The sequence below is a fragment of the Streptomyces sp. GSL17-111 genome, from assembly GCF_037911585.1.
Classification (GTDB): domain Bacteria; phylum Actinomycetota; class Actinomycetes; order Streptomycetales; family Streptomycetaceae; genus Streptomyces.
In genome coordinates this window covers 1200763-1225835 of record NZ_JBAJNS010000001.1, presented here as the reverse complement: position 1 = coordinate 1225835, position 25073 = coordinate 1200763, and the positions used below count along the sequence as shown (strand labels likewise).

Sequence of the window (25073 nt, the reverse complement as noted above, 5' to 3'; positions counted from 1 at the left end):
TGGAGAGACGAATGGACGACGTACTCATCACCGGACTGGGCGTCATCTCATGTCTGGGATCGGGCCTGAACGCCTTCTGGGACGGCATGAACCGGGCCGTCAGCGCGCCGCGGAAGGTCACCGACCCCCACGCGCACATGGACATCCCGCACATGTACGCGGTGCCCGACGCCGACGTCCCCGCTCCGGTGGAGGCGTTGGACGGGCAGCCGCTGGGGCTCGCGTCGCGGTTCGCGCTCGACGTCACGCGGCAGGCCATGGCCGACGCGGGGCTGACGGGCAACGACCCGTGGCGGACCGCCGTGGTCATCGGGACCGGGATGGGTGACGCCGGGCTGCACGAGCAGTGGCGGACCGACGGACACCCGGAGCAGGACCGCTGGAACGCCACGTTCAGCGTCGCCTCCGCCGTCGGCGAGCTGGTCGGCGCCGCGGGGCCGAACACGAGCGTCAGCAACGCCTGCGCGGCGAGCGGCTTCGCCCTGTCCCTCGGGGCGGACCTGATCCGCTCCGGGGAGGCGGACGTCGTGATCGCCGGTGGCGCCGAGGCGTACTCCCGGGTGGCCCTCGGATGCTTCAACCGGCTGGGCGCCGTCGACCCGGACACCTGCCGGCCGTTCGACGCCAAGCGTGCGGGGACGGTCTTCGGGGAGGGCGCCGCGGCGCTCGTCCTGGAGTCCGCCGCGCACGCCCGGAAGCGGTCCGCCGCCACGGTGTACGCGCGGCTGGCCGGAGCCGGCTGGAGCTGCGACGCGCACCACACGACGGCCATCGAGCCGGAGGGCGTGCAGATCACCCGGGCGATGCGCCACGCACTCACCGAGGCGGGCATCGGCCCCGCCGAGCTGGGGTGCGTGGTGCCGCACGGCACCGGCACGCTCATCAACGACACCGTGGAGAGCCGGGCGCTGGCCGGGCTGCTCGGGACGGCCGCCGAGGAGCGGCCCCTGTACAGCCTCAAGTCGCTGATCGGCCACACGGGCGGCGCGGCGGGAGCGCTGGCGGCCCTGTCGGCCGCGCTGATCGTGCGCAACGGAACGGTTCCGCCGAACGTTCCGCGGACCGATCCCGACCCCGAGTGCCGGGTCAGCCTCCCGGAGGAGGCGACCGCACTGGCCACGTCGGCCGTCATGGTCAACGCCTACGCGTTCGGCGGCAACAACGTCTCTCTCGTGATGCAGGAGGCCGGCGCATGACCGCCCTTGACGCCACCCGTGTGGCCGTGACCGGCATCGGCGTCGTGAGCCCGCGCGGCTTCGACGGTTCCGCCGCCGCTCGGGAGCGGACCGCCTCCCCGGAGGGCTGGTTCGACCACCGCACCCACCTCGGGCGCCGGGGCTACAAGTACCTGCCGACCGCCGCGCAGTACTTCCTGGCCGCGTCCAACCGCGCGCTGGAGGCGGGCGGCGGCCTCGACCACGTACCCCCGGAGAGCCGGGGGGCCGCCGTGGGGACCAACAGCGCCGCCGAGGCGCTGCACGCGGCGATGGACACGACGATCACCACCACCAGCGCCACCGACCTGAGCCCGGCGACGGCACCGTTCTTCTCGATCAACCTCTTCGGCAGCCGGATGGCCATGGAACACGGCCTCCAGGGCTTCAACCTGACGCTCACCAGCCCCCGGGTCGCCGGGCTGGAGGCGATCCAGACCGGGCTCCGGTCGGTGACGCTGGGCCGGGCGGACTGGCTGCTGGCGGGCGCGACCGAGGAGGCGCTCGCCCCCCTCGACCCGGCCGCCCGCGACTCCGAGGCGGGTGCCGTCGCCCTGGTGCTGGAACCCGCCCGGGAGGCGGCCGCACGCGGGAGCGACGTCCTCGGCCACCTCGTGGTGCGCTCGGGCTACCTGCCGCCGGGGACGCCCGCCCCCGAGGCCCGGGAACGGGCCGAGCGGCTGCTCGGCGAGGGCCCCGGAGGGCTCGCGCTCCGCGACGCGACGGTCGTCGCCGTCGTCGACGACTCGCCGGTCTCGGAAGCGGTCGTCGGTGCCCTGGGGACCGACGTGCGCCGCGTCCCGGCGGGAGCCGGGTCGCTGGAACCGCTCCTGCAGATCGCGGGGCTGCTGGGCTCCGGGGCCGACGGCCCCACGGCCGTCGTCACGGCGGCGGCCCAGGGCAACGTCGCCCTCTGCTGGGTCATACCCCCCGACCGTACCGACGCAGCCCCGGCCACGCCGCGGGACGAGGCATAGGAGAACAGCATGGAAACACCTCTCGACGGTTCCTGGGCGCTCGTCCTGGGCGTCTCCAGCGGTATGGGCCTGGCGGTGGCACGACGGCTCGCGCACGAGGGGGTGAACATCCTCGGCGTCCACTTCGACACGGCCAGCGGCCAGGAGAAGGCGGAGGTGGCGGTCGAGGAGTTGCGCTCCCTCGGGGTCCAGGCGCACTTCCACAACGCCAACGCCGCACGGTCCGCCACCCGCGCCGAACTGGTGCCCGCCTTTCGCGAGCTGACGGGTGAGCGCGGTATCCGCGTCCTCGTCCACTCCCTGGCGTTCGGCACGCTCGTGCCCTTCGTCCCCGAGGAGGGGACGCCCGGGGTCTCGGAGCGTCAGATGAACATGACGCTGGACGTGATGGCCCACTCCCTCGTCTACTGGACCCAGGACCTGTACGCGGCCGGCCTGCTGCGCCAGGGCGCCAAGATCTACGCGATGACGAGCGCCGGCGACCTCAAGGTCTCGCCGAACTACGGCGCCGTCTCCGCCGCCAAGTGCGCGCTGGAGTCGCACGTCCGGCAGCTCGCGATGGAACTCGCGCCCAGCGGCGTCGCGGTGAACGCCCTGCGGGCCGGAGTGACGGTCACCCCCTCGCTGGAGCGCATCCCCGAACACGAGGAGCTGGTGGAGCGCGCCACGCGGACCAACCCGCACGGGCGCCTCACCCGGCCCGAGGACGTCGGCGAGGCGGTGCTCCTCCTCTCGCGGACCGAGTCCTCCTGGATCACGGGCAACGTCATCGGCGTTGACGGTGGGGAAGTGCTCACCGCCTGATGGACGACACGGAAGCCCAGCACGCCGAGCGTGCCACCGGGGCCCCGGGCGCCCTGTTCCGGGTGCTGACGGCACCCGTGGCGGCGCTGCGCGGAGCGCTGCACGGGGCGCGCCACGCCTACGAGCTGTACCACCCCCCGCAGAGCCGGGTCGGGCGTACCCCCGAGAACAAGGGGCTGCCCATGCGGCGCATGCGGGTCACCACCACTCTGGACCGCCTCACCCTCGAAGCGTGGGTCATCCCCGGGGACGGGCCGCACACCGTGGTGATCTGCCACGGTGTGGAGCGGTCCAGGTCCAGCACGCTCAGCCACATCGAGATGCTGCACCGGGCCGGCTACCACGTGGTGGCCTACGACATGCGCAACCACGGCGAGAGCGGCGGGGACCGGCGGTTCAGCCGCATGGCCCGGCGCTACACCAGCGACCTGCGCGACGTGCTGCGCGAGGTGGCCGCCGACCCCGAGGTCGGCGGTGGCGGGCTGGCGGTGCTCGGCTTCTCCTTCTCGGCCTGGCCCTCCCTCCAGGTGCTCAGCGTGCCGGACGCCCCCGCCCTGAGCGCCGTCATCTGCGACAGCGGGCCGATGCACGACATTCCGGCGGGCCTCGCGGGCTTCGCGGACCTGCGCCGGGGCGGCCTGCCGGAGCACCTGCGGCGCCGGGCCGCGTTCACCGCCTACCGGCGGGTGTTCCGGACGCTCGCCTTCCACATGCTCGCGGTCAGGAACTGGCCCCCGGACATGACCGGGGTGCCGACCCGGCTGATGTTCGTCGCCGGGGCCGAGGACCCCGTCGTCAGCGCGGCGCAGGTCGGCAAGGTCGCCCGCACGCTGCCCGGCGCGCACCTGTGGGTCGCCCCGACGGCGATGCACATGAACGCGATCCGGTTCGACCGGCAGGAGTACCGCACCCAGGTCCTGGACTTCCTCGCCGACGCGTTCACGGCCGGCGCGGGTGCCTCCCGGCCCCGCGACCGACACCACCACCAACGGACGGAGGCCGACGCGTGACGGAGCTCCTGCTCGTCCAGAGCGACGACCCGGCCCACAGCCCCGGAGGCGAGCGGTTCCTGGAGGACGCCCTGCACCTGGCGGCCGCCGGACACCGCACCTCGCTGTTCCTCGTCGACAACGCCGTGTTCGCGGCCCTGCCGGGCGCGCTGCCGAGGGTGGCCGAGTTCCTCGGCGCGGGGGGCCACGTCCTGGTCGACGCGTTCTCCGCGCAGCAGCGCTCCCTCACCCCGGACGACCTGCTGGCGCAGGCGCGGACGGTGGAGATGGACGACCTGGCCGCGCGGCTCCTCGACCCCCAGACGAAGGTGGTGTGGCACTGACATGGCTCCCGTACCCCGTACCGACGTCCTGCTCGCCGTCTTCGGCGGTCCGCACCGCACCGAGCTGGTCAGCACGACCTTCCGCCTGGCGCACGCGCTGCTGGACCGCGGCGCCACGCTCCAGATGTGGACGTGCGGCGACGCGACGGGTCTGACGCGCCGCTCGCTGGGCGACTCCAAGCCCCGCAACGTCGTCGACTGGACGCGTGACCACCCCTCGACGGCCGCCGTGGCCAGGGGGCTCATCGCCGACCACCCCGGGCGACTGCACTGGTACGTGTGCCGGTTCTGCTCCGACGAGCGCGGCATGGGCGACCAGATACCCGAGGTCCGACGGCGGCCGCCGTTCACCTTCCACGAGCACACGCAGGCCGCCGGCAAGGCACTCACCCTGGGGGTCTGCTGAGATGACCACCCCGCAGAACCCGGCGCTGGTCCTGGTCGACCGCGCCTACCGCGGCTCCGTGGAGACGCAGTTCGCCGACGTCCTCTACATCATCCGGGAACTCAACCGGCAGACCGGCGGACTGCACCTCGCCCTGCGCGGGCACGCCGTCACCTACGCCGTCGGGGCCCCGGAGTACGAGCCGAGCGTCCGCATCGGCAGCCGGACCCTCGACACCCTCCCCGACCCCCGGCGTTCGGTGCGCACGATGCTCGACGAGGGCGCCACGGTCTGGGTCGAGGAAGCGGACCTCCAGCGCATCGGGCCCAAGGCGGCGAGCAGGCTGCTGCCCGGCACCCGCACGGCCGAACCGGGCGAGCTGGCGTTGCGCTGGTTCTCCTACTCGCAGGTGTGGTTCATGTGACGCCACCCGTCGGCACGACTCAAGGAGCAAACGAAACGATGGCCACAGCCACCGCTGAAGGCTCGCTCATCTCCGCCTGGGCGGCCGTGTCCCCCTGGGGTCTGAGCAGCACGGAGTTCAGCTCGGGTCTGAAGGACGCCCGTCCGGCCGGCACCCCGGTCGACCCGGAGCGCTGGACCGTCCCGCAGGACGAGGTCTGCCTGGTACCGGAGTTCGACGTCCGCAAGAGCCTCGGCCGCAAGGGCACGCGCTCCATGGACCGCGTGACCGGGCTCGCCGTGACCGCGCTGGGGCAGCTCGTGGGCGGGGAGACCCGGCTGCCCGGGGTCGGCCCGGACACCGGGCTGGCCCTGGGGACGAGCACCGGCAGCGCGCAGAGCATCATGGACTTCACCCGCGACTCCCTCGTCGGGGAGAAGCCCTTCTTCGTCGACCCGGCCCGCTTCCCGAACACGGTCATGAACTGCGCCGCCGGGCAGTCCGCGATCTGGCACGAGCTCAAGGGACCGAACACCACCATCGCCGGCGGCAGGGCCACCGGCCTGCTGGCCCTGCAGTACGCGGTGCGGCTGCAGCGGGCCGGCCGCGCGAACACCGTGCTGTGCGGCGCCGTCGAGGAGTTCTCCGCCGCCCGGGCCTGGCTGGAGTGGCACAGCAACGGCCGGGAGTCCACCGGGGCGCCGCTCGGCGAGGGCGCGGCCGTCTGGCTGATGGAGTCCGAGGAGACGGCCCGCAGCAACGGCCGCACGGGGCTCGCCCGCGTGGAGGGCCTGGAGTTCGGCTTCGCCGGTGAACCCGGAGACATCCAGGGCGTGCTGGCGGAGTGCGTACGGAACCTGTACGAGCGCAGCGGCACCCGGGCCGAGGACCTGTGGGCCGTCGCGACGTCGCAGCTGCCCGGGCCGGACGGGGACGCCGAGCAGGCGGCGCTGCGCGACGTGCTCGGCACGCACCGGCCCCACGTGCTGCCCTGCTCCGAGCTGATCGGCGACACCTACGCCGCCTCGGCCGCGTTCCAGGTCACCGTCATGCTCGCGCACGCCCAGGAGCACCCCGAGGGGGCCGGCCGGACGGCCCTGGTGACCTCCGTCGAGCAGGACGGCGTCGTCGCCGCCGCACTCTTCCGGCTGCTGGGGGAGGAGAGCCGATGACCGCTCCCGTCCCCACCGCGCTTCTCTTCCCCGGCCAGGGCGCCCAGCGCAGTGGCATGGGGGAGCCGTGGCGGATGTGCGCGTCCTGGCGGCTCACCCGGGAGATCTCCGAGACCTCCGGCGTGGACGTCGAGGAGTTGCTGCTCAAGGCGGACGACGAGGCGCTGCGCCGGACGGACCTGGCCCAGCTCGCCGTCTTCACCGCCGACGTCATCGCCCTGCACGAGGCACGCGCCACCGGCGGGCTGGGCACGGTGTGCGGCTACGCCGGGCACAGCCTGGGGGAGTACGTGGCCCTCTACGCGGCCGGCGCCCTGTCCCTCGGCGACGCCGCACGGGTCGTAGCCGAACGCGGCCGGGCCATGCGTCAGGCGGCGCAGGACACCCCGGGCACGATGGCCGTGCTGGTGCGGGCCGACGCCGAGACGGTCGACGCCCTCGTCCTGGCGGTCCGCGAGGAGGGCCACGACGTCTGGGTGGCCAACCTCAACGCACCGGGCCAGGTCGTGGTGTCCGGCTCCCTCGACGGTATCGAGCGCGCCGCCGAGGTCGCCGGTGACTACGACGCCAAGGTGATGCGCGTTCCCGTCGGGGGTGCCTTCCACACCCCGCTCATGGCCGCCGCCGTCGAGCCCCTCACCCGCGCGCTCGCGGCCGTGCCCTTCGCCGCGACGCACGAACCCGTCGTCGCCAACGTCGACGCCCGGGTGCACACCGGGGCCGGTACCGACTGGCCCGCGCTCCAGGTGCGCCAGCTCACCCACCCCGTGCTGTGGGAGCGCGGTGTGCGCACGCTGCACGCCGAGCTCGGCTGCCTCCGGTTCGTCGAACTCGGCCCGGGGCGCGCGCTGTCCGGCATGGTCAAGCGCACCGTCAAGGACGCCGTCGTCGTGACGGTCAACACCCCCGACCACCTTCCGTCGCCGGTCGCCTGACCGGCGTCATCCGACCATCCACCACAGGAGAGGACACCAACCATGTCTGAGATCACCCAGGCACTCGACCTCGAGGACCTGCGCACGACCGTGGCCGACGTCCTGGACGTCGAGGAGAAGGAGCTGACCGACGACGCCCACTTCGTCGAGACGCTCGGCGTCGACTCGCTCATGGCCCTGGAGGTCATGGTCGTGCTCGAGAAGAAGTACGGCGTCAAGCTCCGCGAGGAGGAGCTGAAGGAGGTCACCTCCCTGCGGAAGGCGTACGACCTGCTCTCCGCGAAGCTCGAGGCCCGCTGATGCCGACGGCGTGCACGCCCGTCGACGGTACGCCCGAGCCGGTCGACACCGAGGACGGCACGGCCACGGTCGTGACGGTGGCCGAGGACGAGAAGGTCTTCCCCGGCCACTACCCCGGATTCCCCATCTACCCGGGCGTCTGCATCGTCGAGTACGCCCACCGCAGCGCCCTGGCCACCTTCCCGGCCGAGGGCCGGTGGGACCTGGCGGCCGTGGAGTCCACCCGCTTCCTGTCCCCGGTCTTCCCCGGCGACGAACTGCGCACCGAGCTGACGTGGTCGCAGGACGGAGCGCAGTGGCGGTGCAAGGCGAAGGTCGCCTCGCAGCGCGGGAACGCCGCGCAGATCAGGTTCCGATTCGACGCCGGGAGGGCGGGATGAGCAGCGTTCCCGAGGGGGTGGCCGGAATCAAGGCCGTGCTCCCCCACCGCTACCCCATGCTGCTGGTCGACCGCGTGCTGGAGCTCGTCCCCGGCGAACGGCTGACCGCGCTGAAGGCGGTCACCTGCAACGAACCCTGGTACGAGGGGCTGAGCGAGAAGGCCTCGGAGGAGGACCACGACTACCCCCGGGTCCTCCTCATCGAGTCCTGGTGCCAGGCGGCCGGTGTGCTCATCGCCTCCGAGCGTCCGAACCCGGACGTGCTCAGCGGGCAGGTGATGCTCTTCGGCGGCATATCCGACGTCCGCTTCACCGGCCGGGTGCGGCCCGGTGACGTCATGCGGCACGAGGTCCGCCTCGCCAGGGCACTGACGGACACGGTGATCTTCGAGGGGGAGTGCCTCGTCGACGGGCGGGTGGTCGCGGAGATCGGGCGGGTCGTCATGGCCATGCGCCCCGCGACGGAACTGACGGAACAGGTGCCCAGCACCGCTGCGAGCAGCGAGGAGAAGCCCTGATGGCGGAGAAGACCGCGCGCACGGCCCTGATCACCGGTGGCTCCCGGGGACTGGGCCGGGCGACCGCGCTGCGGCTGGCCGACGACGGCTACGACGTGGCGTTCTGCTACACCGCGAACGAGGAGGCGGCCCGGGGGCTGGAGAAGGAGGTCTCCGAACGGGGCGTGCGCGTCCTGGCCGTGCAGGCCGACGTCTCCGACCCCGACTCCGCCCGCGCCTTCGTGAACGCGGCCCAGGAGGAGTTCGACGCGCTCGACGTCGTGGTCACCTCGGCCGGCATCGTCAGGGACAACCCGTTGCTGATGATGAAGGACGAGGACTGGAACCGCGTCATCGACGTCAACCTCAACGGCACGTACTACGTGTGCCGCTACGCCATCTTCGAGATGATGAAGCGCAAGTCGGGGTGCATCGTCAACATCTCCTCCGTCGCCGGGGTCCACGGGAACCCGACGCAGAGCAACTACTCGGCCTCCAAGGCCGGGATCATCGGCTTCACCAAGGCGATCGCCAAGGAGGTCGGCCGCTACGGCATCCGCGCCAACGTGGTGGCCCCCGGGTTCATCGAGACGGACATGACGTCCTCGCTGACCGACCAGGTGCGCGAGCAGGCGCTGAAGCAGATCGCGCTGGGGCGGCTCGGACGTCCCGAGGAGGTGGCCGACATGGTCGCCTACCTCGCCGGGGCCGAGTACGTGACCGGGTCCGTGCTGCAGATCGACGGAGGCATCGTCCTGTGACGCGGGGCGGGAAGGGTGGGGAACGGTGAGACGCGACCGCGTGCCGCGCTGGTACTTCTCGCTGCGCAGCCCGTACTCGTGGCTGGCGTACCGCGACCTGAGGACGCGTTACCCCGACGTGCTGGACCGCCTGGAGTGGCGGCCCTTCTGGGAGCCCGACGCCCTCTCCGAGCGGCTGCTGACGGAGGCGGGCGGAGCGTTCCCGTACGTGGCGATGTCACGGGCCAAGCACCTGTACATCCTGCAGGACGTGCGCCGGCTCGTGCGCGAACGCGGTGAGGAGTCCACCTGGCCCGTCGACCGCGACCCGTGCTGGGAGGTGCCCCACCTCGCCTACCTCGCGGCACAGGACGAGGGGCGGGGCGCGGAGTTCGTCGACGTGGCCTACCGGGTCCGCTGGAACGAAGGCCGTGACATCTGCGACTCCGGTACGATCGCCGCAATCGCACGTGAGTTGGGGCTGGGGGAGAGCCGGCTGGTCGAGGCGGTCGACGACCCGAAGCTGCGGGAGAGGGGGACGACGGCGCTCCTCGAGGTGCACCGGGACGGAGTGTTCGGCGTCCCGTTCTTCGTCAACGGCTACGAGAAGTTCTGGGGGATCGACCGCCTCCCCGCGTTCGCCGCGTCGGTGCGGGGCACCGGCGGCGCCGTCGGACCGACCGAGGAGACCGCTGCGACGTCCGACCCGGGTGGGGACCAGGGCCACGCGGGGGGATGCGGCTGACCCAGCGGTCCGGGTGCCGGCGGCGCCGGGCCCGACCAGGCCGCTCGTCCCCACCACAGGCCCTCGCGGCCGTGGCGAGCGTCTGGTCCCGGCGAGCCCCGCTCACGACCAGCGAGAGCCCATCACACAACAGGAGTCATCATGGCCTTGGCCCCAGGTAAGAGCCGGTCCCGCGGGTACTCTCCGGTAACCCGCGTCCTCTCGGCGCTCGCCCTGCCCTTCGCGCCCCTGTGCGGGCTCGCACTGGCGTACATGCTCTTCCACCCGCCGCGCAGGCCCCACCACAAGACGCCGGTCGACGTGGGGCTGCCCGAGCCGGAGGAGCTGTGGGTCCCGATCGGCGGGGGCAAGCGTGTCCACGCCTGGCTCTGCCCCGGTGACACCGACCGCGTCGTCGTCATCGGGCACGGCATGGGGCTCAGCAAGTCCGCCACGTTGGGGCACGCCAAGTTCCTGCACGACGCCGGGTACACCGTGTGCCTCTTCGACCACCGCAACCACGGCCGGAGCAGCCAGGACCGCTCGGTCACCGGTCTGAGCGACAAGTTCACCTCGGACGTGCTCTCCCTGGTCGAGCTGTTGCGCGGCCGTGCGGAGTACCGCTCGGCGAAGGTCGCCGTGTACGGCTTCTCCTTCTCGACGTTCCCGATGTTCTACTCGCTCCGGGACCAGGACGTCGCCGTGGACGCGGTGATCTGCGACAGCGGTCCCGGGCTCGAACTGGCGCCGCTCTTCGCGAACTTCCTGGACGCCGACGTGCTCCCGGTGCCGAAGGCGCTGCGGGCCAACCCGGCGCGCTTCGCCATGGAGCGGACGCTGTGCTGGGCGGGCACCACGATGCTCCGCTCCGAGTGGCCGCCGCCGCTGGAGGGCCGCTACGTCGACACGCCGCTGCTCTTCATCGCGGGGGAGGAGGACCGCATCCTGCCGGCCTCCTCGGTGGACGCGCTGGCGGGCTGCTACGCCGACGCGGAGGCGCACATCCTGCCGGGCATCGGTCACCTGCTGGGGCTCAGGGAGGCCCCGGAGAAGTACACCTCGACCGTCCTGGACTTCCTGCGGCGGGCTCTGACGTAACGGAATCGAGCGACGTTGAAGCTTCCACGCGAGTGGGGTGTGCGCGAGGCGGAGGTCCTCGCGCACTACCCCTGCGACGACCTGCTGACCTCCCCCCGGGAGCACTGGTACCGGGCCGTGACGGTCCGGGCCGACGCGGCCACCGTCTTCCGGTGGCTGTGTCAGCTCAAAGTGGCTCCGTACAGCTACGACCTCCTGGACAACCTCGGTCGGCGCAGCCCCCGCCACCTCACGCCGGGCGCCGAACGTCTGGAGACCGGCCAGCGGGTCATGACGATCTTCCGGCTGGTCGACTTCGAGCCCGACAAGCAGCTGACCGTCGTACTGGACAAGCCGAGGGCCCTGCGCCTCTTCGGTGGCTTCGCCCTCACCTACACGGTCGAGGAGGTCACCCCCCGCGTCACCCGCCTGGTCGCCAAACTCGTGGTCGGGGACGACGACGGGGTGCTGGGGCGGCTGCGCAGGCCGCTGATGGCCTGGGGCGACCTGCTCATGATGCACCGCCAGCTCACCACCTTGCGCAAGCTCGCCGAACGGCGATGACGCACACCACGGGGAGAACCGCACCATGACGATCCTGGACGAGCGCCGCTCCGCCCTGCCCCGGCCCGCGACGGCCGAGGACGCCCCACCGCCCGCCGGGCCGCCGACCGAACCGGCGGCCGAACCGGCGGCCGAGGGGCCGCGGACCCTTGAGACGCTGACGGACGAGCTGGCCGCCCTGCGCCGGCGGGCCGTGGACGGCCCCAGCGAGCGGGCCACCGAGGCCCAGCACCGCAAGGGCAAACTGACCGCGCGTGAACGCATCGAACTGCTCCTCGACAAGGGGTCCTTCAACGAGGTGGAGCAGTTGCGGCGGCACCGCGCCACCGGGTTCGGACTGGAGGGCAAGCGCCCCCCGACGGACGGGGTGGTGACCGGCTGGGGCACCGTCCACGGCCGCACCGTGTTCGTCTACGCCCACGACTTCCGCATCTTCGGCGGGGCGCTGGGCGAGGCCCACGCCCAGAAGATCCACAAGATCATGGACATGGCGCTGAAGGCCGGTGCGCCGCTGGTCAGCCTGAGCGACGGAGCCGGGGCGCGCATCCAGGAAGGCGTGACCGCGCTCGCCGGTTATGGGGGGATATTTCAGCGGAACGTCGCCGCCTCGGGCGTGATCCCGCAGATCAGCGTGATCCTCGGCCCCTGCGCGGGCGGGGCCGCGTACTCGCCCGCCCTCACCGACTTCGTGTTCATGGTCAAGGGCACCTCGCAGATGTTCATCACGGGGCCCGACGTCGTCCAGGCGGTCACCGGCGAGGAGGTCACCCACGACGAGCTCGGCGGGGCCGAGGCGCACGGCAGCAGGTCCGGGGTGGCGGCCTTCGTCCACGACACGGAGGAGGAGGCGCTGGAGGACGTGCGCTACCTGCTCTCGCTGCTGCCGTCGAACAACAGGGAGCTGGCCCCGGAGCTCACGTCGACGGACCCGGCCGACCGGGCGAACGACGCGCTGGAGCGCATCGTCCCGGTGGACGGTAACCGGTCCTACGACGTCCACGACGTGATCGAGGAGATCGTCGACGACGGGGACGTCTTCGAGGTGCACGCCACCTGGGCGACGAACATCGTCTGCGCCTTCGCCCGGCTCGACGGTCAGGCCGTCGGGATCGTGGCGAACCAGCCGTCCCGGATGGCCGGAGCGCTGGACATCAGCGCCAGCGAGAAGGCCGCGCGCTTCGTCTCCTTCTGCGACGCCTTCAGCATCCCCCTCGTCACGCTGCTCGACGTGCCGGGCTTCCTGCCGGGCGTCGACCAGGAGCACGCGGGCATCATCCGGCACGGCGCCAAGCTGCTCTACGCGTACTGCAACGCCACGGTGCCCCGCATCCAGCTGATCATGCGCAAGGCCTACGGCGGCGCGTACATCGTGATGGAGTCCCTGTCGATCGGCTCCGACCTGTCGTTCGCCTGGCCCACCAACGAGATCGCGGTCATGGGCGCCGAGGGCGCGGCGGGCGTCGTCTTCCGTCGCGAGATCGCCGCCTCGGACGACCCGGAACGCACGCGCGGGGAACGGATCGCGGAGTACCGCAGGGAGCTGATGCACCCGTACTACGCGGCCGAGCGCGGCCTGGTCGACGACGTGATCGACCCCCGCGAGACGCGCGCCACCCTGGTGCACGGCCTGCGCATGCTGCGTACCAAGCACAAGCCACTGCCGGACCGCAAGCACGGGAACCAGCCGATATGAGAGACGAGGCCACCGCACCGCTGCGCGTCCTGCGCGGCGCTCCGGACGAGCATGAGCTGGCCGCGGTGACGGCGGTCCTGCTGGCCGTGCGGAGCGGCCGCGGCGACGAGGCGCCGAAGCCGGGATCGCGCCGCACCGGGTGGGACCGGACGAGGGCCGGCTACGTCGCGCCCACCTCGTGGACCACCCGCCACCGTTCCTGAGGTCCTTAAGGCCCTCGAGGTTTCCGGCAGCCCCGGACGCCGGGACACCCGCCCGTGGGGGCGGGTGTCCCGCGCCGCGTCAGAAGCTCGCCTCCGGCAGCTCCATCAGTGAGTTGTCCGTCTGCTCGGCCAGTGCGCGCTGCACGGACACCGAGGGCAGGACCTCCGCCGCGAAGAAGGTGGCGGCCGCGACCTTGCCCCGGTAGAAGTCCGCCGCCTCCCCCCGGGCGGTGGGCAGTTTCGCCAGGGCCACGGCGGCCGACCGGAGCAGCAGGTACCCCACCAGCACGTCGCCGGAGGCCAGCAGCAGGCGGGTGGTGTTCTGCCCCACCTTGTAGAGGGACTTCACGTCCTGTTCGGTGGCGGCGAGGTCGGTGAGCATGGTGCCGACGATGGCTTCGAGGTCGGCGGCGGCCTTGGCGAGGGTGTCGCGGGCGGTGGCCAGTTCTTCGCCGCCGGCGGCGTCGGCGAGGAACTTCTTGATCTCCTCGGAGAGGGCGGTGAGGGCCTGGCCCTGGTCGCGGACGACCTTGCGGAAGAAGAAGTCCTGGCCCTGGATGGCGGTGGTGCCCTCGTAGAGGGTGTCGATCTTGGCGTCGCGGATGTACTGCTCGATGGGGTATTCCTGCAGGTAGCCGGAGCCGCCGAAGGTCTGCAGGGACTGGGCGAGCTGCTCGTAGGACCGCTCGGAGCCGTAGCCCTTGACGATGGGCAGGAGCAGGTCGTTGAGGCGGTGGGCGGCGGAGGCGTCCTGGCCGGCGGCCTCCTGGACGAGGATGTCGTCCTGGACGGAGGCGGTGTAGAGGACCAGGGCGCGCATGCCTTCGGCGTAGGCCTTCTGCGTCATGAGCGAGCGGCGTACGTCGGGGTGGTGGGTGATGGTGACGCGGGGGGCGGTCTTGTCGGTGAACTGGGTGAGGTCCGCGCCCTGGACCCGCTCCTTGGCGTATTCCAGGGCGTTGAGGTAGCCGGTGGAGGCGGTGGCGATGGCCTTCGTGCCGACCATCATGCGGGCGAACTCGATGATCTTGAACATCTGGCGGATGCCGTCGTGCTTCTCGCCCAGGAGCCAGCCCTTGGCGGGGTGCTTGTCGCCGAAGGTCATCTCGCAGGTGTTGGAGGCCTTGAGGCCCATCTTGTGCTCGACGTTGGTGGCGTAGGCGCCGTTGCGCTCGCCGAGCTCGCCGGTCTCCCAGTCGAAGTCGTACTTGGGGACGAGGAAGAGGGACAGGCCCTTGGTGCCCGGTCCGGCGCCCTCGGGGCGGGCGAGCACGAAGTGCATGATGTTCTCGGACAGATCGTGTTCGGCGTTGGTGATGAAGCGCTTCACGCCCTCGATGTGCCAGCTGCCGTCCTCCTGCCGGACGGCCTTGGCGCGGCCCGCGCCGACGTCCGAGCCCGCGTCCGGCTCGGTCAGCACCATGGTCGCTCCCCAGCGCCGGTCGACCATCGCCCGCGCGATGGCCTGCTGCGCCTCCGTACCCAGGTCGAAGACGACCCGGGCGAAGCTCGGGCCGCCGGCGTACATCCACAGCGCCGGGTTGGCGCCGAGGATCATCTCGGCGAACGCCCAGTACAGCGTGGGAGGCGCGTTGGTCCCGCCCAGCTCGGCCGGGAGCGCGAGCCGCCACCACTCGGCGTCCATGAACGTGTCGTACGCCCTCTTGAACGACTCCGGCAGCGGCGCCGTGTGCGTCTCGGGGTGGAAGACCGGGGGGTTGCGGTCGGCTTCGATCGCCGAGTCGGCGAGCTCGTGGACGGCGAGCCGCTCGACCTCGCTGAGGATGTCCTCGGCCGTCGCCACGTCGATCTCGGCGAAGGGCCCGGTGCCGTACACCGAGTCCCTGCCCAGGACCTCGAAGAGGGTGAACCGCAGGTCGCGCAGGTTGGAGAGGTAGTGGCCCATGGTGCGTCAACTCCGCTGAAGAAGGACGGACGTTACCGCCGGTGCAGAGGCCGGTGCGACCACTGGCCCGGGCGCTTGCGGCCAGGATGCTACTTACTAGTAGGGCATCGCAACGGTCCACCGGGAGGCGTGCGCCAACTGGCAGGTTCCTGCCCTGCGTTCCCCCTGGACGTCGCCCGCGCCCTCAGCGCCGCGGCAGGACGCAGGCCGTCACGACGAGCCCGTCCTCGGCGAGCCAGCCCCCGGGGAAGTGCCGCGGCCCGCCCGGGTGCCCCGCCGCCAGCACCCGGGCGTCGAACGTCCCCCGCGCGGCGTCGATCGTGACCGTCGCGTCCTGGAACCCGAGCCACCCGCGCGTGAGCGGGAACCATGCCTTGTAAAGGGCCTCCTTGGCCGAGAACAGGACCAGATCCCACCGCCGGCCGGGATGGGCCCGCGCCAGATCCGCCAGCTGCTCCAGCTCCTCGGGGCGCGCTATCGCCCGCAGCGTGTCCGGCCGCATCGCGCGGTCCGACTCCGCGTCGATGCCCAGGGCCGCCACGTCGCCGCTCCGCGCGACGGCAGCCGCCCGGTACCCGTGGCAGTGCGTCATGCTCCCCACCACGCCGTCCGGCCAGCGGGGCGCCCCCACCGCGTCCGGGAGGAGTGGGGCGGGGGCGTGGCCCAGCAGGCCGAGGGCACGGCGGGCGCAGTGCCGGACGGTGAGGAACTCGCCCCGGCGGGCGGCGTTCGATCCTGCCGCCTCCAGGGCCCGCGCCTCCTCCTCGAACGCGAGGGGCCCGGGATCGTCCGCGAGGGCATGCGCCGACACGACGGGTGAGGGGAGTATCCGGCCGATCACCGGCAGGACCGTACCAGGCTCCGCCCGGCCGCCGCGCGGGCGTTCACGGCCGGTGCGGAGCGCCGCTGTGCGCGGCGAGGTACGCGTCGATCTCCGCGTTCAGCGCGGTCTTCCCCGGCTGCTCCAGGAACGACGCCTCCACCGCGTTCTTCGCCAGCGCCGCGACGCCGGCGGCGTCCAGGTCCAGCAGCCGGGCGGCGATCCCGTACTCGGTGTTCAGGTCCGTGCCGAACATCGGCGGGTCGTCGCTGTTGATCGTGACCAGCAGGCCCGCGTCGACCATCGCGCGCAGCGGGTGCAGCTCCATCCGCTCCACCGCCCGCGTCGCGATGTTCGACGTGGGGCAGACCTCCAGCGGAACCCGCCGCTCGGCCAGGTACTCCAGGAGCCGGGGGTCCTGCGGGGCGCTCGTGCCGTGGCCGATGCGCTCGGCGTGCAGGTGGGTCAGGGCGTCCCAGATCGTGCCCGGGCCCGTCGTCTCGCCCGCGTGCGGAACGCTGCGCAGGCCCTCGGCGACGGCCCGGTCGAAGTACGGCTTGAACTGCGGTCGCGGCACGCCGATCTCGGGACCGCCCAGCCCGAAGGAGACCAGGCCGTCCGGACGCAGCTCGCACGCCTGCCGCACCGTCTCCTCGGCGGCCTCCAGCCCGGCCTCGCCCGGGATGTCGAAGCACCAGCGCAGGGTGACGCCCAGCTCGGTGCCCGCCGCCTTCCGCGCGTCCTCGATGGCCTCCATGAAGGCCACGTCGGGGATACCGCGCCGGGTCGAGCTGAACGGCGTGACCGTCAGCTCCGCGTAGCGGATGTTCTGACCGGCCATCTCCCGTGCGATCTCGTAGGTCAGCAGCCGCACGTCCTCGGCGTCCCGGACGAGGTCCACGACGGAGAGGTAGATCTCGACGAAGTGGGCGAAGTCCCGGAAGACGAAGAACTCGGCCAGGGCCTCCTCGTCCGCGGGCACCCTGCTGTCCGGGTGCCGGGCCGCGAGCTCCGCGACGATCCGGGGGGAGGCCGAGCCGACGTGGTGCACGTGCAGCTCCGCCTTGGGCAGGCCCGCGATGAAGCCGGACAGCTCGTCGGGGATCGTCAGGTCGGTCAGGTCGGACAAGGGTGCACCTCCGAAGAAAACAGCGGCCCGTGAAGGCCGCCCGCCATCGTATGCCCGGTGCGGAGGGGGCGGCTTACGATGAACGGCCGAAGCGGAGCCGGGAGGGCGCATGACGCATTACGAGGGCCGGGACGGCGGTCAGGACGGGCCCGACCCGTGGGCTCCCCCGAGCGCGCGGACACCTCTGCACAAGCCGGGAACGCCGCCACCGGTCGACGGGCGGCGGACGGTCGCCGACGTCCCCCTCGCCTCGGGCGATCCCGGCGGCGGCGCCGCGCGGGTGCCGCCCGTGCCGCCCGCCCCCTCGCCGCCGCCGAACGCCCTGCCGCCGCTCGGCGGCCCCTACGCCCCGGCCGCGTGGCCGCCGCCGGTGGGCGGGGCCCCTGCGGGCTACGGCGGCGGGGGACCGGGCCCGGGGTACGGCTACGCCCCGAACGCCTTTCCGCCCGGCGGCCCGTGGCTGCCTCCGCCGCCCCCGCCCCGCACGAGCGGCATCTGCACGGCGGCGATGGTGGTGGGCATCGTGGGCACGTGCCTGGCGCTGACGGTCATCGGCTCCGTCGTCGGCATCGTGTGCGGCCCGGTCGCGATCTGCCTCGGCGCCGTGGCGGGACGTCGCGTCCGGCGGGGTGAGGCACACGGCTCGGGCCAGGCCACCGCCGGCCTCGTGCTCGGCATCGTCGGCACGCTGCTCTCGGCCGTGATCGTCGCCCTGATGGTGGCCGGGTTCACGGCCGGGGAGGACGAGTCGGACCCCTACGGCGACCCCTACGACGGGTACAACGCCGTCACCGCCGCGCCGCCGACGCCCGGGGCGCCCGGCGTCAGTCCCGCGCCGTCAGGGCCGGCGTGGCGCGGGTGAGGACCTCGCCGCGGAAGAACGCCGGGCTGCGGCGCTGCATGACGAGCATGAGCACGCCGCCCACCAGCAGCAGGCCCACGCCGATGACGAAGACGCTGCCCACGCCGGCGATGGCGCTCCCGCTGCCGTAGGCCGGGTCCCACATGTCGATGAGCGTCTTGAAGAACACCGCCGTCAGCAGCACGCCGCCGAGGAGCGGCAGCACGCCCTTGGTGACGGCGTCCCGGGCTCCCCGGCGCAGGTCGTGGCGGAAGTGCCACACGCAGGCGAAGGCGGTCAGCGCGTAGTAGAAGCAGATCATCAGGCCGAGCGCGTAGATCGTGTCGATGAGCACGTTCTCGCTGACCAGGGCCATCACCGCGTAGAAGGCACCCGTCGCGAGACCGGCCGCCACGGTCGCCCTGCCGGGGGTGCGGAAGCGCGGGTGGACCCTGGCGAAGGAGGCGGGGAACGCCTGGTAGGTGCTCATCGCGAGCATGGTGCGCGCCGCCGGGAGGAAGGTCGTCTGCAGGCTCGCCGCCGCGCTCGCGACGACCGCGAGGAAGAGCAGGACGCCGAGCGGGCCCATCACCGGCCCGGCCAGGACGGCGAAGACGTTGTCGGAGGTGTCCGGGTTGCCGAGACCGAGACCGGTGGTGCCGGTCCCGGCGAACATCAGCGCCGCGACGGCGGTCAGCAGGTAGGAGCTGACGAGCACCACGATGGAGATCATCGCGGCCCTGCCGGGCGTGGTGGAGCTGCCGGTGGTCTCCTCGTTGACCGTCAGGCTGGTGTCCCAGCCCCAGTAGATGAAGATCGACAGGGACAGCCCGGCGGTGAACGCGGAGAACGAGGTGACGGAGAACGGGTCGAACCAGGCGAGGGAGAACTCCGGGGCCGCAGCCGTGCCCGGCGCCCCGTCGCCCGCCTTGGCGAAGGCCATGGCGACGAACAGCGCCAGAACGAGCATCTGCAGGGTGACCAGGGCGTACTGGAACCACTTGGTGGCCGTCATCCCCCGGTAGCTGATCGCGGTCGCGACGGCGATGAAGGCCAGGACGGTGACGACGTGACCGGCGGTGGAGTCGCCGAAGCGCGACAGCGCCTCGCTGCCGGTCAGTTCCCCGAGGAGGAGGTAGAAGAACTCGGCGGCGACCCCGGCGAGGTTCGACAGCACGATCACGGTCGCGATGACCAGGCCCCAGCCGGTCATCCAGCCGATCCTGGGGCCGAGTGCCTTCACCGTCCAGGTGAAGGAGGTGCCGCAGTCGGGGACGGCCCGGTTGAGCTCCCGGTAGGCGAAGGCGACCAGGAGCATGGGGAGGAAGCCGGCGAGGAAGACGGCGGGCATCTGAAGCCCGACCTCGCCCACGGTGGGGCCGAGGGTGCTGGTGAGGCAGTACACGGGGGCGACGGTGGACAGACCGATGACGGCGCTGCCGAAGAGACCGACGGAGTTCTTGTGCAGTCCCTTGGACCGGATCTCCTCCGGTGACGCCGCGCTACGCGCTATCCCTCCGGCCGGGCGCTGGTTGACGAGCTGTGGCATGGCCCGGACGCTATAGCGTGCTGGATCCGTAGCGGCTGTTGCGGCCACCGGGGCCCGGGGCCTTGGATGTGAGCGACATTCATCTACCCATCCTCGGATAGCCAGGTGGAAGTCCTGCTCTGGCCATGTATTCCAAGGCGGTCGTCTCCTGTTTCCGGAATGCGGTAATCGCAGAGTGTCCGGTTTGGGGTGGTCGCAAAAATTCCGTCGTGACGCTGTGCGGTCGGTCCACGACCGTGCACGCCGCCGTGCTCCGCCCCGAACTCACCGCTCGGACGGCCATGATGCGCTACGGCCCGCCGGGCCCGCCCCGCCGTCCGTACGCCGCGCGGCCGTCCCGTCCGCCGTGCGGAACGAAATCCTCACCTCTCCGGCGGCCCCGGGACGGTGCGTGCGAGACGTTGACGGCGGCGGCGACCCCGGCAAGCAGCAGCCCGCCGAGGCACCAGCTCGCCACCACGTCCAGCGGCCAGTGGTACGCGCGGCGTACCAGCCCGGCCCCCGCCCCCAATGCCAGCAGCACCGCGGCGGCGCCCAGGGCGCGGCGGGCCCCGGTCCGCCGCAGGTGGGGCATGAGGACGACTGCCGCCGCCCCGTAGCCGACGACGGCCGTCGCGGCGTGGCCGGAGGGGAAGTAGCCCTCGCCGCCGAGCGGACCGGCCCGGTCGAACAGGGCCTTGAGCGGGACGACGAGCAGGGGAACGGCCGCCATCGCCGCAAGGGCGGCGGCGGGCGGCAGGACGCGGCGCCCGCCCCGCACCCGTACGCGAGGGCGAGCGCCACCAGCAGGACGGGGACGGCGACGTGGACGTGGCCGAGGTCGGCGCCCCACTCCGCCGGACCGTCGGCCGCCGCGGGGGAGCGCGGGGCGGCCTGGCGCCACGCACGGGACAGCCGCTCGTCGGCGTCGAGGACGGCACCCGGCACGGCGACCTGAAGGCTCAGCGCGGCGAGGAGCAGCAGACAGCCCACGGCCGTGACCAGCACGGCCGTCGAGGCGCCGAGGCGGCGCGGGAACGAGCGGACGGCGAACGGCCGCCCGGGAACAGGGGGGAGTATTCCCGGACGGCCGTGATCCCGACCGGTCACCGCGCGCCCCGGGGGGTGTGGGGCGGGCGGCGGTCCGACCGGAGTGCTGCCTGCGCCGCGGCGCAGTCCCGGTACCGGGCGAGGCTCGCCGGTCCCGGGGTGCCCGCAGTCCCGCGCGGGCGGTGTGTGCCGTACATCCGGAGCCGACACTACGTCACCGGCGTCCGGCGTGGGGAGGCCGATAACCGAACGGCCATGGGCCTCCCACATCTCCTTCACGGCGTCCCACACCGCGCGACCGGCGCGGCGGGGAGGGACGCGCCCCCGCTCAGGCCAGCTCGGCGAACGCGCTCTCCAGCACGTCCAGGCCCTCGCCCAGCAGCTCCTCGCCGATGACCAGCGGCGGCAGGAAGCGGATGACGTTGCCGTAGGTGCCGGTGGTGAGGATGAGGAGACCGGCCTGGTGGCACGCCTTGGCGACCTTGCCCGTCAGCTCGGCGTCCGGCTCCTTGGTCCCCGGCTTGACCAGCTCGATCGCGATCATCGCGCCCCGGCCCCGGACGTCGCCGATGGCCGGGTGGTTCTCGGCGATCTTGGCCAGCCGGGGCTTCATGATCTCCTCGATGCGCTTGGCCTTCGCGTTGAGGTCCAGCTCCCGCATGGTCGCGATGGCCCCGAGCGCACCGGCGCACGCCACCGGGTTGCCGCCGTAGGTGCCGCCCAGGCCGCCCGCGTGGGCGGCGTCCATGATCTCCGCGCGGCCCGTGACCGCCGCCAGCGGCAGACCGCCGGCGATGCCCTTGGCCGTGGTGATCAGGTCGGGCACGATGCCCTCGTCCTCACACGCGAACCACTGGCCCGTGCGGCAGAAGCCGGACTGGATCTCGTCCGCCACGAACACGATGCCGTTGGCCTTCGCGAACTCGGCGATGCGCGGCAGGAACCCCTTGGCGGGCTCGATGAAGCCGCCCTCGCCCAGCACCGGCTCGATGACGATGGCGGCGACGTTCTCGGCGCCGACCTGCTTGGAGATCTGGTCGATCGCCTGCGCGGCGGCCTCCTCGGCGCAGTTCTCCGGGCCGGTCAGCCAGCGGTAGGGGTAGGCGACCGGTACCCGGTACACCTCGGGGGCGAACGGGCCGAAGCTGTGCTTGTACGGCATGTTCTTCGAGGTCAGCGCCATGGTGAGGTTCGTGCGCCCGTGGTAGCCGTGGTCGAAGACGACGACGGCCTGCCGCTTGGTGTGGGCGCGGGCGATCTTCACCGCGTTCTCCACGGCCTCCGCGCCGGAGTTGAACAGCGCCGACTTCTTGGCGTGGTCGCCCGGCGTGAGGGCCGCCAGCTCCTCGGCGACCTTCACGTACCCCTCGTAGGGGGTGACCATGAAGCAGGTGTGGGTGAAGTCCGCGAGCTGCGCGGTCGCCTCGCGCACGACGGCCTCGGCGCTGGCGCCCACCGAGGTCACGGCGATGCCGGAGCCGAAGTCGATGAGGTGGTTGCCGTCGACGTCCTCGACGACGCCGCCGCCCGCCCGGCGCACGTAGACCGGCAGCACGTTGCCGACGCCGTCGGCGACCGCGGCCTGCTTGCGCGCGTGCAGTTCCTGCGACTTCGGGCCGGGGATCGCGGTGACGACGCGGCGCTCCTGCGCGGGCGTCGAAGAGGTGGAGGTCATCGCACTCTCCTTGAGGTGTTTCGGCGGGGAAGAAAACGGAAGAAAGTGTGTGGGTCGCTCCTCGCAGGCTAGGGGCAGCCGTCGGGGCGTGACATGCACCGCTGCGGAAAAGTCCGCAGGGCGTGTTGGCCACGGCGGACAGGTCCTGCCACCCCGCCCCGAGGGTGGGCGGCAGGGTCTAGATTGGGGCCGCGACACCCACAACGGCGGGCTGGCAGGGGGCGGAACGGCAGATGAGCGCGGACGGCGGCGCGGGCGGCGGGCTGTACGGCGGCACGGCACCGGGCGGCGGTGATCCCCGCGCCCGGTCCACCTCCGCCCGACCCGACTCGGCGCGGCCCCCCTTCACCGGAGGCATGGCGGTGCCCCCGCCCCCGGCCGCGCCGCCCATGCCCCGCCAGGCGCCCCGGGAGGCGCTCGCCCCCCTGGTGACCTGGCTCCGCACCCCCCGGCCCGAGGCCGCCCCCGGTATCTGGCGGTACGGCCACCGGCCCCGGCCGGCCGAGGAGCCGGAGGACGTGCCCGAGCGGCAGCTCCTCGGCGGCGCGCTGCTGGCCCTGCTGTGCGCGCTGCTGATCGGCTCGCTGAGCGTCAACGAGTACCTCCCGTTCGTCGCCTGGATCTACGCGGCGCTGCCCACCTCCTGGTACGACGGGGGCGGCTCGGCCTTCCTCGTGCTGCTCCTGGCGTGGACGGTGCACCTGCTCGTCCTGCTGCCCGTCGGGTGGCTCGCGGGACGCTACGGCCGCTGGCCCCGGGTCCTGCGGCGGTACGCCTCGAAGCGGTGGCGGCGGCGTGGTGCGGTGCTCGTGAGGGCGGCCCGCGCCGTTCGTCCCCACCGCAGGGCCCTCCTCGCCCTGCTCGCCGCCGCCGTGGTGTGGGTGCTGTGTTTCAGCGACGGCGGCTGGACGTTCTGGCTCGCCCCGCTGGACTGGCTCACCCCCGACAGCTGGCGGGAGCCGGTGCAGACGACGCCCTACGTCGTCGCCTACAACGTCTACTACGTCCTCTTCACACTCCTGCTCCTCCTCCTGGCGGCGAAGGCGGGCGGCTGGCGGCGGCTGTGGCACCGTCCGGCGGCCCGGGCCGAGGCCGAGCCGTGGACGCCGATGCCCGAGCGCTCCACCGACGCCCTGCCGGACGAGTGGCCCGAGCTGCGCGCCGCCGGGCTCACCGAGCCCGCCGACCGGCTCACCGCCGACGTGCGCGGCGGCCGGGCGAGCGACCTGGACTACGTCCGCGTCGAACGCGTCTGGCGCACCGTGCGCTCCCGGCCCGACGCGCTCCCCGCCTTCGCCGACGCGGTGCGCGAGCGCGGTGCGGCGGCCTTCCTCCACCCCTCCGGCGCCCGCGACCTGTCCGTCCGCACCGCCGCCCACGACCTGCTGACGGGACAGGTGCGCATCGGCCGGGCCCTGGACGACCGCCGCAACCCCTACCGGCACCGGGACTGCGCGCTGGCCCTCAGCCCAGCGCTGCTCGGCACGTCGCTGCTGGCCGTGGGCCCGCCCGGGTCCGGCAAGACGGGCCGGATCGTGCGGCCCGCCGTCGAGGCGCTCTGCCTGCAGGCTCTCGCGGGCCAGGCCGCCGTCGTCGCCGTCGGGACGGCCCGCGCCGCCCTCGCGCCGGACGACGCGTTCGACGTCGTCGTCCGGCTCGGCGACCCCCGCTCCACCCATGACCTCGACCCGTACGGCGGCACGACCGACCCGGACGAGGCGGCGGCCCTCCTCACCGAGGCCCTGATCGGCCCGGACGCCGCCGACCGCCGTGCCGCGTCCGCCGCCCTCGCCCAGCTCCTCGGCCCCTACCAGGCCGCCCACGGGCACTTCCCGCCGCTGCGCGCCCTGCGCGACCTGCTGGACGGGGACGCCGTCGCCGTGGCCGGGCTGCGCGAGGCCCTGGACGCCGCCGGGGAGTTCGGGCAGCAGCGCGAACTCGACGCGCGCTCCCGGAACGCCGGCCGGCCCGGCGACCCGGGCGCGCTCCTCGCCGATCGGCTCGCGGTGCTGCTGCGCCCGGCGTTCGACGGCTTCTTCGGGGGCGGCACCGGCCGCGGCAGCGGTCCGCAACCGTTCTCGCTGCGCACGCTCCAGCATCCGCTGCGCGTCCGGGTGGACCTCCCCGAACGCGGCCACGCCGAGGCGTCGCGCATCCTCTCCCGGCTGATCCTCGCCCAGTTCACCGCCGGTGTGACCGCGCGCGACGACCGCTCGCTGTTCGCCTGCCTCGTGCTGGACGACGCCGAGCACACCGTCACCCCGGACGCCGTGCGGGGGCTGCGGCAGCTGCGCTCGGCCAACGCCGGGGCGGTGCTGACGCTGCGCACCCTCGACGACGTGCCCGAGGCGCTGCGCGCCGCGCTCATCGGCACCGTCGGCTGCAAGGTCGTCCTCTCCGGCGTCACCACCTGGGACGGCGAGGTCTTCGCCCGGGCCTGGGGCCAGGACTGGGTGGAGACCGAGGACGTCACCCGCAACCCCGACTTCTCCGGCGGCGGCCTGAAGCGCGCGCTCCGTGCGGTGCGGACGGCGTTCACCGGGGTGCGGGCCACGACGACCTCCGTCACCGTCCGGAAGGTGCGGCGGGAGCGCTGGTCGGCGTCGGACCTGGCCCACCACGTGCCCCCGGGCCACGCGGTGCTGTCGCTGACCTCCGTCGGCGGCGAGGCCGGGCCCCCGCTGCTGGCCCGGCTGGGCGGCGGCGCGGGACGGCCCTGAGCT

Annotated in this window: 26 protein-coding genes; 20 read left to right on the top strand and 6 right to left on the bottom strand. The window is 73.0% G+C overall.

Going from position 1 to position 25073, the window contains the following annotated elements; all coding sequences use genetic code 11:
• Window positions 1-11: 11 nt before the first annotated feature.
• The 18 genes from V6D49_RS05065 to V6D49_RS04980 all read left to right on the top strand — a co-directional run bounded on the left by V6D49_RS05065 (window position 12) and on the right by V6D49_RS04980 (window position 13401).
• A complete protein-coding gene (locus V6D49_RS05065; protein ID WP_340557500.1) occupies window positions 12-1196 on the top strand; it encodes a beta-ketoacyl-[acyl-carrier-protein] synthase family protein in 1185 nt (394 codons plus the stop codon).
• Window positions 1193-2191 carry a beta-ketoacyl synthase N-terminal-like domain-containing protein gene (locus V6D49_RS05060; RefSeq protein ID WP_340557499.1) on the top strand — a complete coding sequence of 333 codons (999 nt, stop codon included), beginning with the start codon at window positions 1193-1195 and terminating at the stop codon, window positions 2189-2191. Before V6D49_RS05065 ends, V6D49_RS05060 begins: the two co-directional genes overlap by 4 nt.
• A 9-nt stretch (window positions 2192-2200) precedes the next feature.
• Window positions 2201-2995, top strand: a complete 795-nt coding sequence (locus tag V6D49_RS05055; RefSeq protein WP_340557498.1) for an SDR family oxidoreductase — start codon at window positions 2201-2203, stop codon at window positions 2993-2995.
• Window positions 2995-4005, top strand: a complete 1011-nt coding sequence (locus tag V6D49_RS05050) for an alpha/beta hydrolase (RefSeq protein WP_340557496.1) — start codon at window positions 2995-2997, stop codon at window positions 4003-4005. The genes V6D49_RS05055 and V6D49_RS05050 overlap by 1 nt, the downstream gene beginning before the upstream one ends.
• On the top strand, window positions 4002-4328 hold the full coding sequence (locus tag V6D49_RS05045) for a DsrE family protein (RefSeq protein ID WP_340557494.1): 327 nt from the start codon (window positions 4002-4004) through the stop codon (window positions 4326-4328). Before V6D49_RS05050 ends, V6D49_RS05045 begins: the two co-directional genes overlap by 4 nt.
• A 1-nt stretch (window position 4329) precedes the next feature.
• Window positions 4330-4734, top strand: coding sequence for a hypothetical protein (locus V6D49_RS05040; protein WP_340557493.1), 405 nt, complete (start codon window positions 4330-4332; stop codon window positions 4732-4734).
• A gap of 1 nt (window position 4735) precedes the next feature.
• Window positions 4736-5137: a hypothetical protein gene (locus tag V6D49_RS05035; RefSeq protein ID WP_340557491.1), complete on the top strand. Its 402-nt coding sequence runs from the start codon at window positions 4736-4738 to the stop codon at window positions 5135-5137.
• A 38-nt stretch (window positions 5138-5175) separates the two neighbouring features.
• Entirely contained in the window at window positions 5176-6288 is a 1113-nt protein-coding gene (locus V6D49_RS05030; RefSeq protein WP_340557489.1) for a beta-ketoacyl synthase N-terminal-like domain-containing protein, read from the top strand.
• A complete protein-coding gene (locus V6D49_RS05025; RefSeq protein WP_340557487.1) occupies window positions 6285-7223 on the top strand; it encodes an ACP S-malonyltransferase in 939 nt (312 codons plus the stop codon). The genes V6D49_RS05030 and V6D49_RS05025 overlap by 4 nt, the downstream gene beginning before the upstream one ends.
• A gap of 42 nt (window positions 7224-7265) precedes the next feature.
• The gene (locus V6D49_RS05020; protein WP_340557485.1) at window positions 7266-7523 is read left to right on the top strand and encodes an acyl carrier protein; all 258 of its coding nucleotides are present in this window, start codon (window positions 7266-7268) and stop codon (window positions 7521-7523) included.
• Entirely contained in the window at window positions 7523-7903 is a 381-nt protein-coding gene (locus V6D49_RS05015) for a 3-hydroxyacyl-ACP dehydratase FabZ family protein (protein ID WP_340557483.1), read from the top strand. The genes V6D49_RS05020 and V6D49_RS05015 overlap by 1 nt, the downstream gene beginning before the upstream one ends.
• A complete protein-coding gene (locus V6D49_RS05010; RefSeq protein ID WP_340557481.1) occupies window positions 7900-8421 on the top strand; it encodes a 3-hydroxyacyl-ACP dehydratase FabZ family protein in 522 nt (173 codons plus the stop codon). Before V6D49_RS05015 ends, V6D49_RS05010 begins: the two co-directional genes overlap by 4 nt.
• Window positions 8421-9161, top strand: a complete 741-nt coding sequence (gene fabG, locus V6D49_RS05005; RefSeq protein ID WP_340557478.1) for a 3-oxoacyl-[acyl-carrier-protein] reductase — start codon at window positions 8421-8423, stop codon at window positions 9159-9161. The genes V6D49_RS05010 and fabG overlap by 1 nt, the downstream gene beginning before the upstream one ends.
• A gap of 25 nt (window positions 9162-9186) precedes the next feature.
• Window positions 9187-9885: a 2-hydroxychromene-2-carboxylate isomerase gene (locus V6D49_RS05000; RefSeq protein ID WP_340557476.1), complete on the top strand. Its 699-nt coding sequence runs from the start codon at window positions 9187-9189 to the stop codon at window positions 9883-9885.
• 141 nt (window positions 9886-10026) lie between these two features.
• Window positions 10027-10962 carry an alpha/beta hydrolase gene (locus V6D49_RS04995; RefSeq protein WP_340557474.1) on the top strand — a complete coding sequence of 312 codons (936 nt, stop codon included), beginning with the start codon at window positions 10027-10029 and terminating at the stop codon, window positions 10960-10962.
• Between the two features lie 15 nt (window positions 10963-10977).
• Window positions 10978-11505 (top strand): hypothetical protein, encoded by a 528-nt coding sequence (locus V6D49_RS04990; protein ID WP_340557472.1) that lies wholly within the window; start codon window positions 10978-10980, stop codon window positions 11503-11505.
• A 25-nt stretch (window positions 11506-11530) separates the two neighbouring features.
• Window positions 11531-13198 carry an acyl-CoA carboxylase subunit beta gene (locus V6D49_RS04985; RefSeq protein ID WP_340557470.1) on the top strand — a complete coding sequence of 556 codons (1668 nt, stop codon included), beginning with the start codon at window positions 11531-11533 and terminating at the stop codon, window positions 13196-13198.
• Entirely contained in the window at window positions 13195-13401 is a 207-nt protein-coding gene (locus tag V6D49_RS04980) for an acyl-CoA carboxylase subunit epsilon (protein WP_340557468.1), read from the top strand. The genes V6D49_RS04985 and V6D49_RS04980 overlap by 4 nt, the downstream gene beginning before the upstream one ends.
• Before the next feature lie 79 nt (window positions 13402-13480).
• On the opposite strand, the gene V6D49_RS04975 is transcribed toward V6D49_RS04980, so the two are convergent.
• From V6D49_RS04975 to V6D49_RS04965, 3 genes are all read right to left on the bottom strand, one after another.
• A complete protein-coding gene (locus tag V6D49_RS04975) occupies window positions 13481-15307 on the bottom strand; it encodes an acyl-CoA dehydrogenase (protein ID WP_340557466.1) in 1827 nt (608 codons plus the stop codon).
• A 184-nt stretch (window positions 15308-15491) separates the two neighbouring features.
• A complete protein-coding gene (locus V6D49_RS04970) occupies window positions 15492-16148 on the bottom strand; it encodes a 4'-phosphopantetheinyl transferase family protein (RefSeq protein ID WP_340557464.1) in 657 nt (218 codons plus the stop codon).
• A 43-nt stretch (window positions 16149-16191) separates the two neighbouring features.
• Window positions 16192-17256, bottom strand: a complete 1065-nt coding sequence (locus tag V6D49_RS04965) for an adenosine deaminase (RefSeq protein WP_445330465.1) — start codon at window positions 17254-17256, stop codon at window positions 16192-16194.
• A gap of 109 nt (window positions 17257-17365) precedes the next feature.
• On the opposite strand from V6D49_RS04965, the gene V6D49_RS04960 reads away from it, so the two are divergent.
• Entirely contained in the window at window positions 17366-18118 is a 753-nt protein-coding gene (locus tag V6D49_RS04960) for a DUF4190 domain-containing protein (protein ID WP_340557460.1), read from the top strand.
• Here the strand turns inward: V6D49_RS04960 and V6D49_RS04955 are convergent.
• The 3 genes from V6D49_RS04955 to gabT all read right to left on the bottom strand — a co-directional run bounded on the left by V6D49_RS04955 (window position 18081) and on the right by gabT (window position 22350).
• A complete protein-coding gene (locus V6D49_RS04955; protein WP_340557458.1) occupies window positions 18081-19646 on the bottom strand; it encodes an APC family permease in 1566 nt (521 codons plus the stop codon). The two genes, V6D49_RS04960 and V6D49_RS04955, sit on opposite strands and share 38 nt — an antisense overlap.
• 289 nt (window positions 19647-19935) lie before the next feature.
• The gene (locus V6D49_RS04950) at window positions 19936-20358 is read right to left on the bottom strand and encodes a phosphatase PAP2 family protein (protein WP_340557456.1); all 423 of its coding nucleotides are present in this window, start codon (window positions 20356-20358) and stop codon (window positions 19936-19938) included.
• A 645-nt stretch (window positions 20359-21003) separates the two neighbouring features.
• Window positions 21004-22350 (bottom strand): 4-aminobutyrate--2-oxoglutarate transaminase, encoded by a 1347-nt coding sequence (gene gabT, locus V6D49_RS04945; RefSeq protein WP_340557454.1) that lies wholly within the window; start codon window positions 22348-22350, stop codon window positions 21004-21006.
• Between the two features lie 233 nt (window positions 22351-22583).
• Between gabT and V6D49_RS04940 the strand changes: the two genes are divergently transcribed.
• Window positions 22584-25070: an ATP-binding protein gene (locus V6D49_RS04940; protein WP_340557453.1), complete on the top strand. Its 2487-nt coding sequence runs from the start codon at window positions 22584-22586 to the stop codon at window positions 25068-25070.
• Window positions 25071-25073 lie beyond the last annotated feature (3 nt).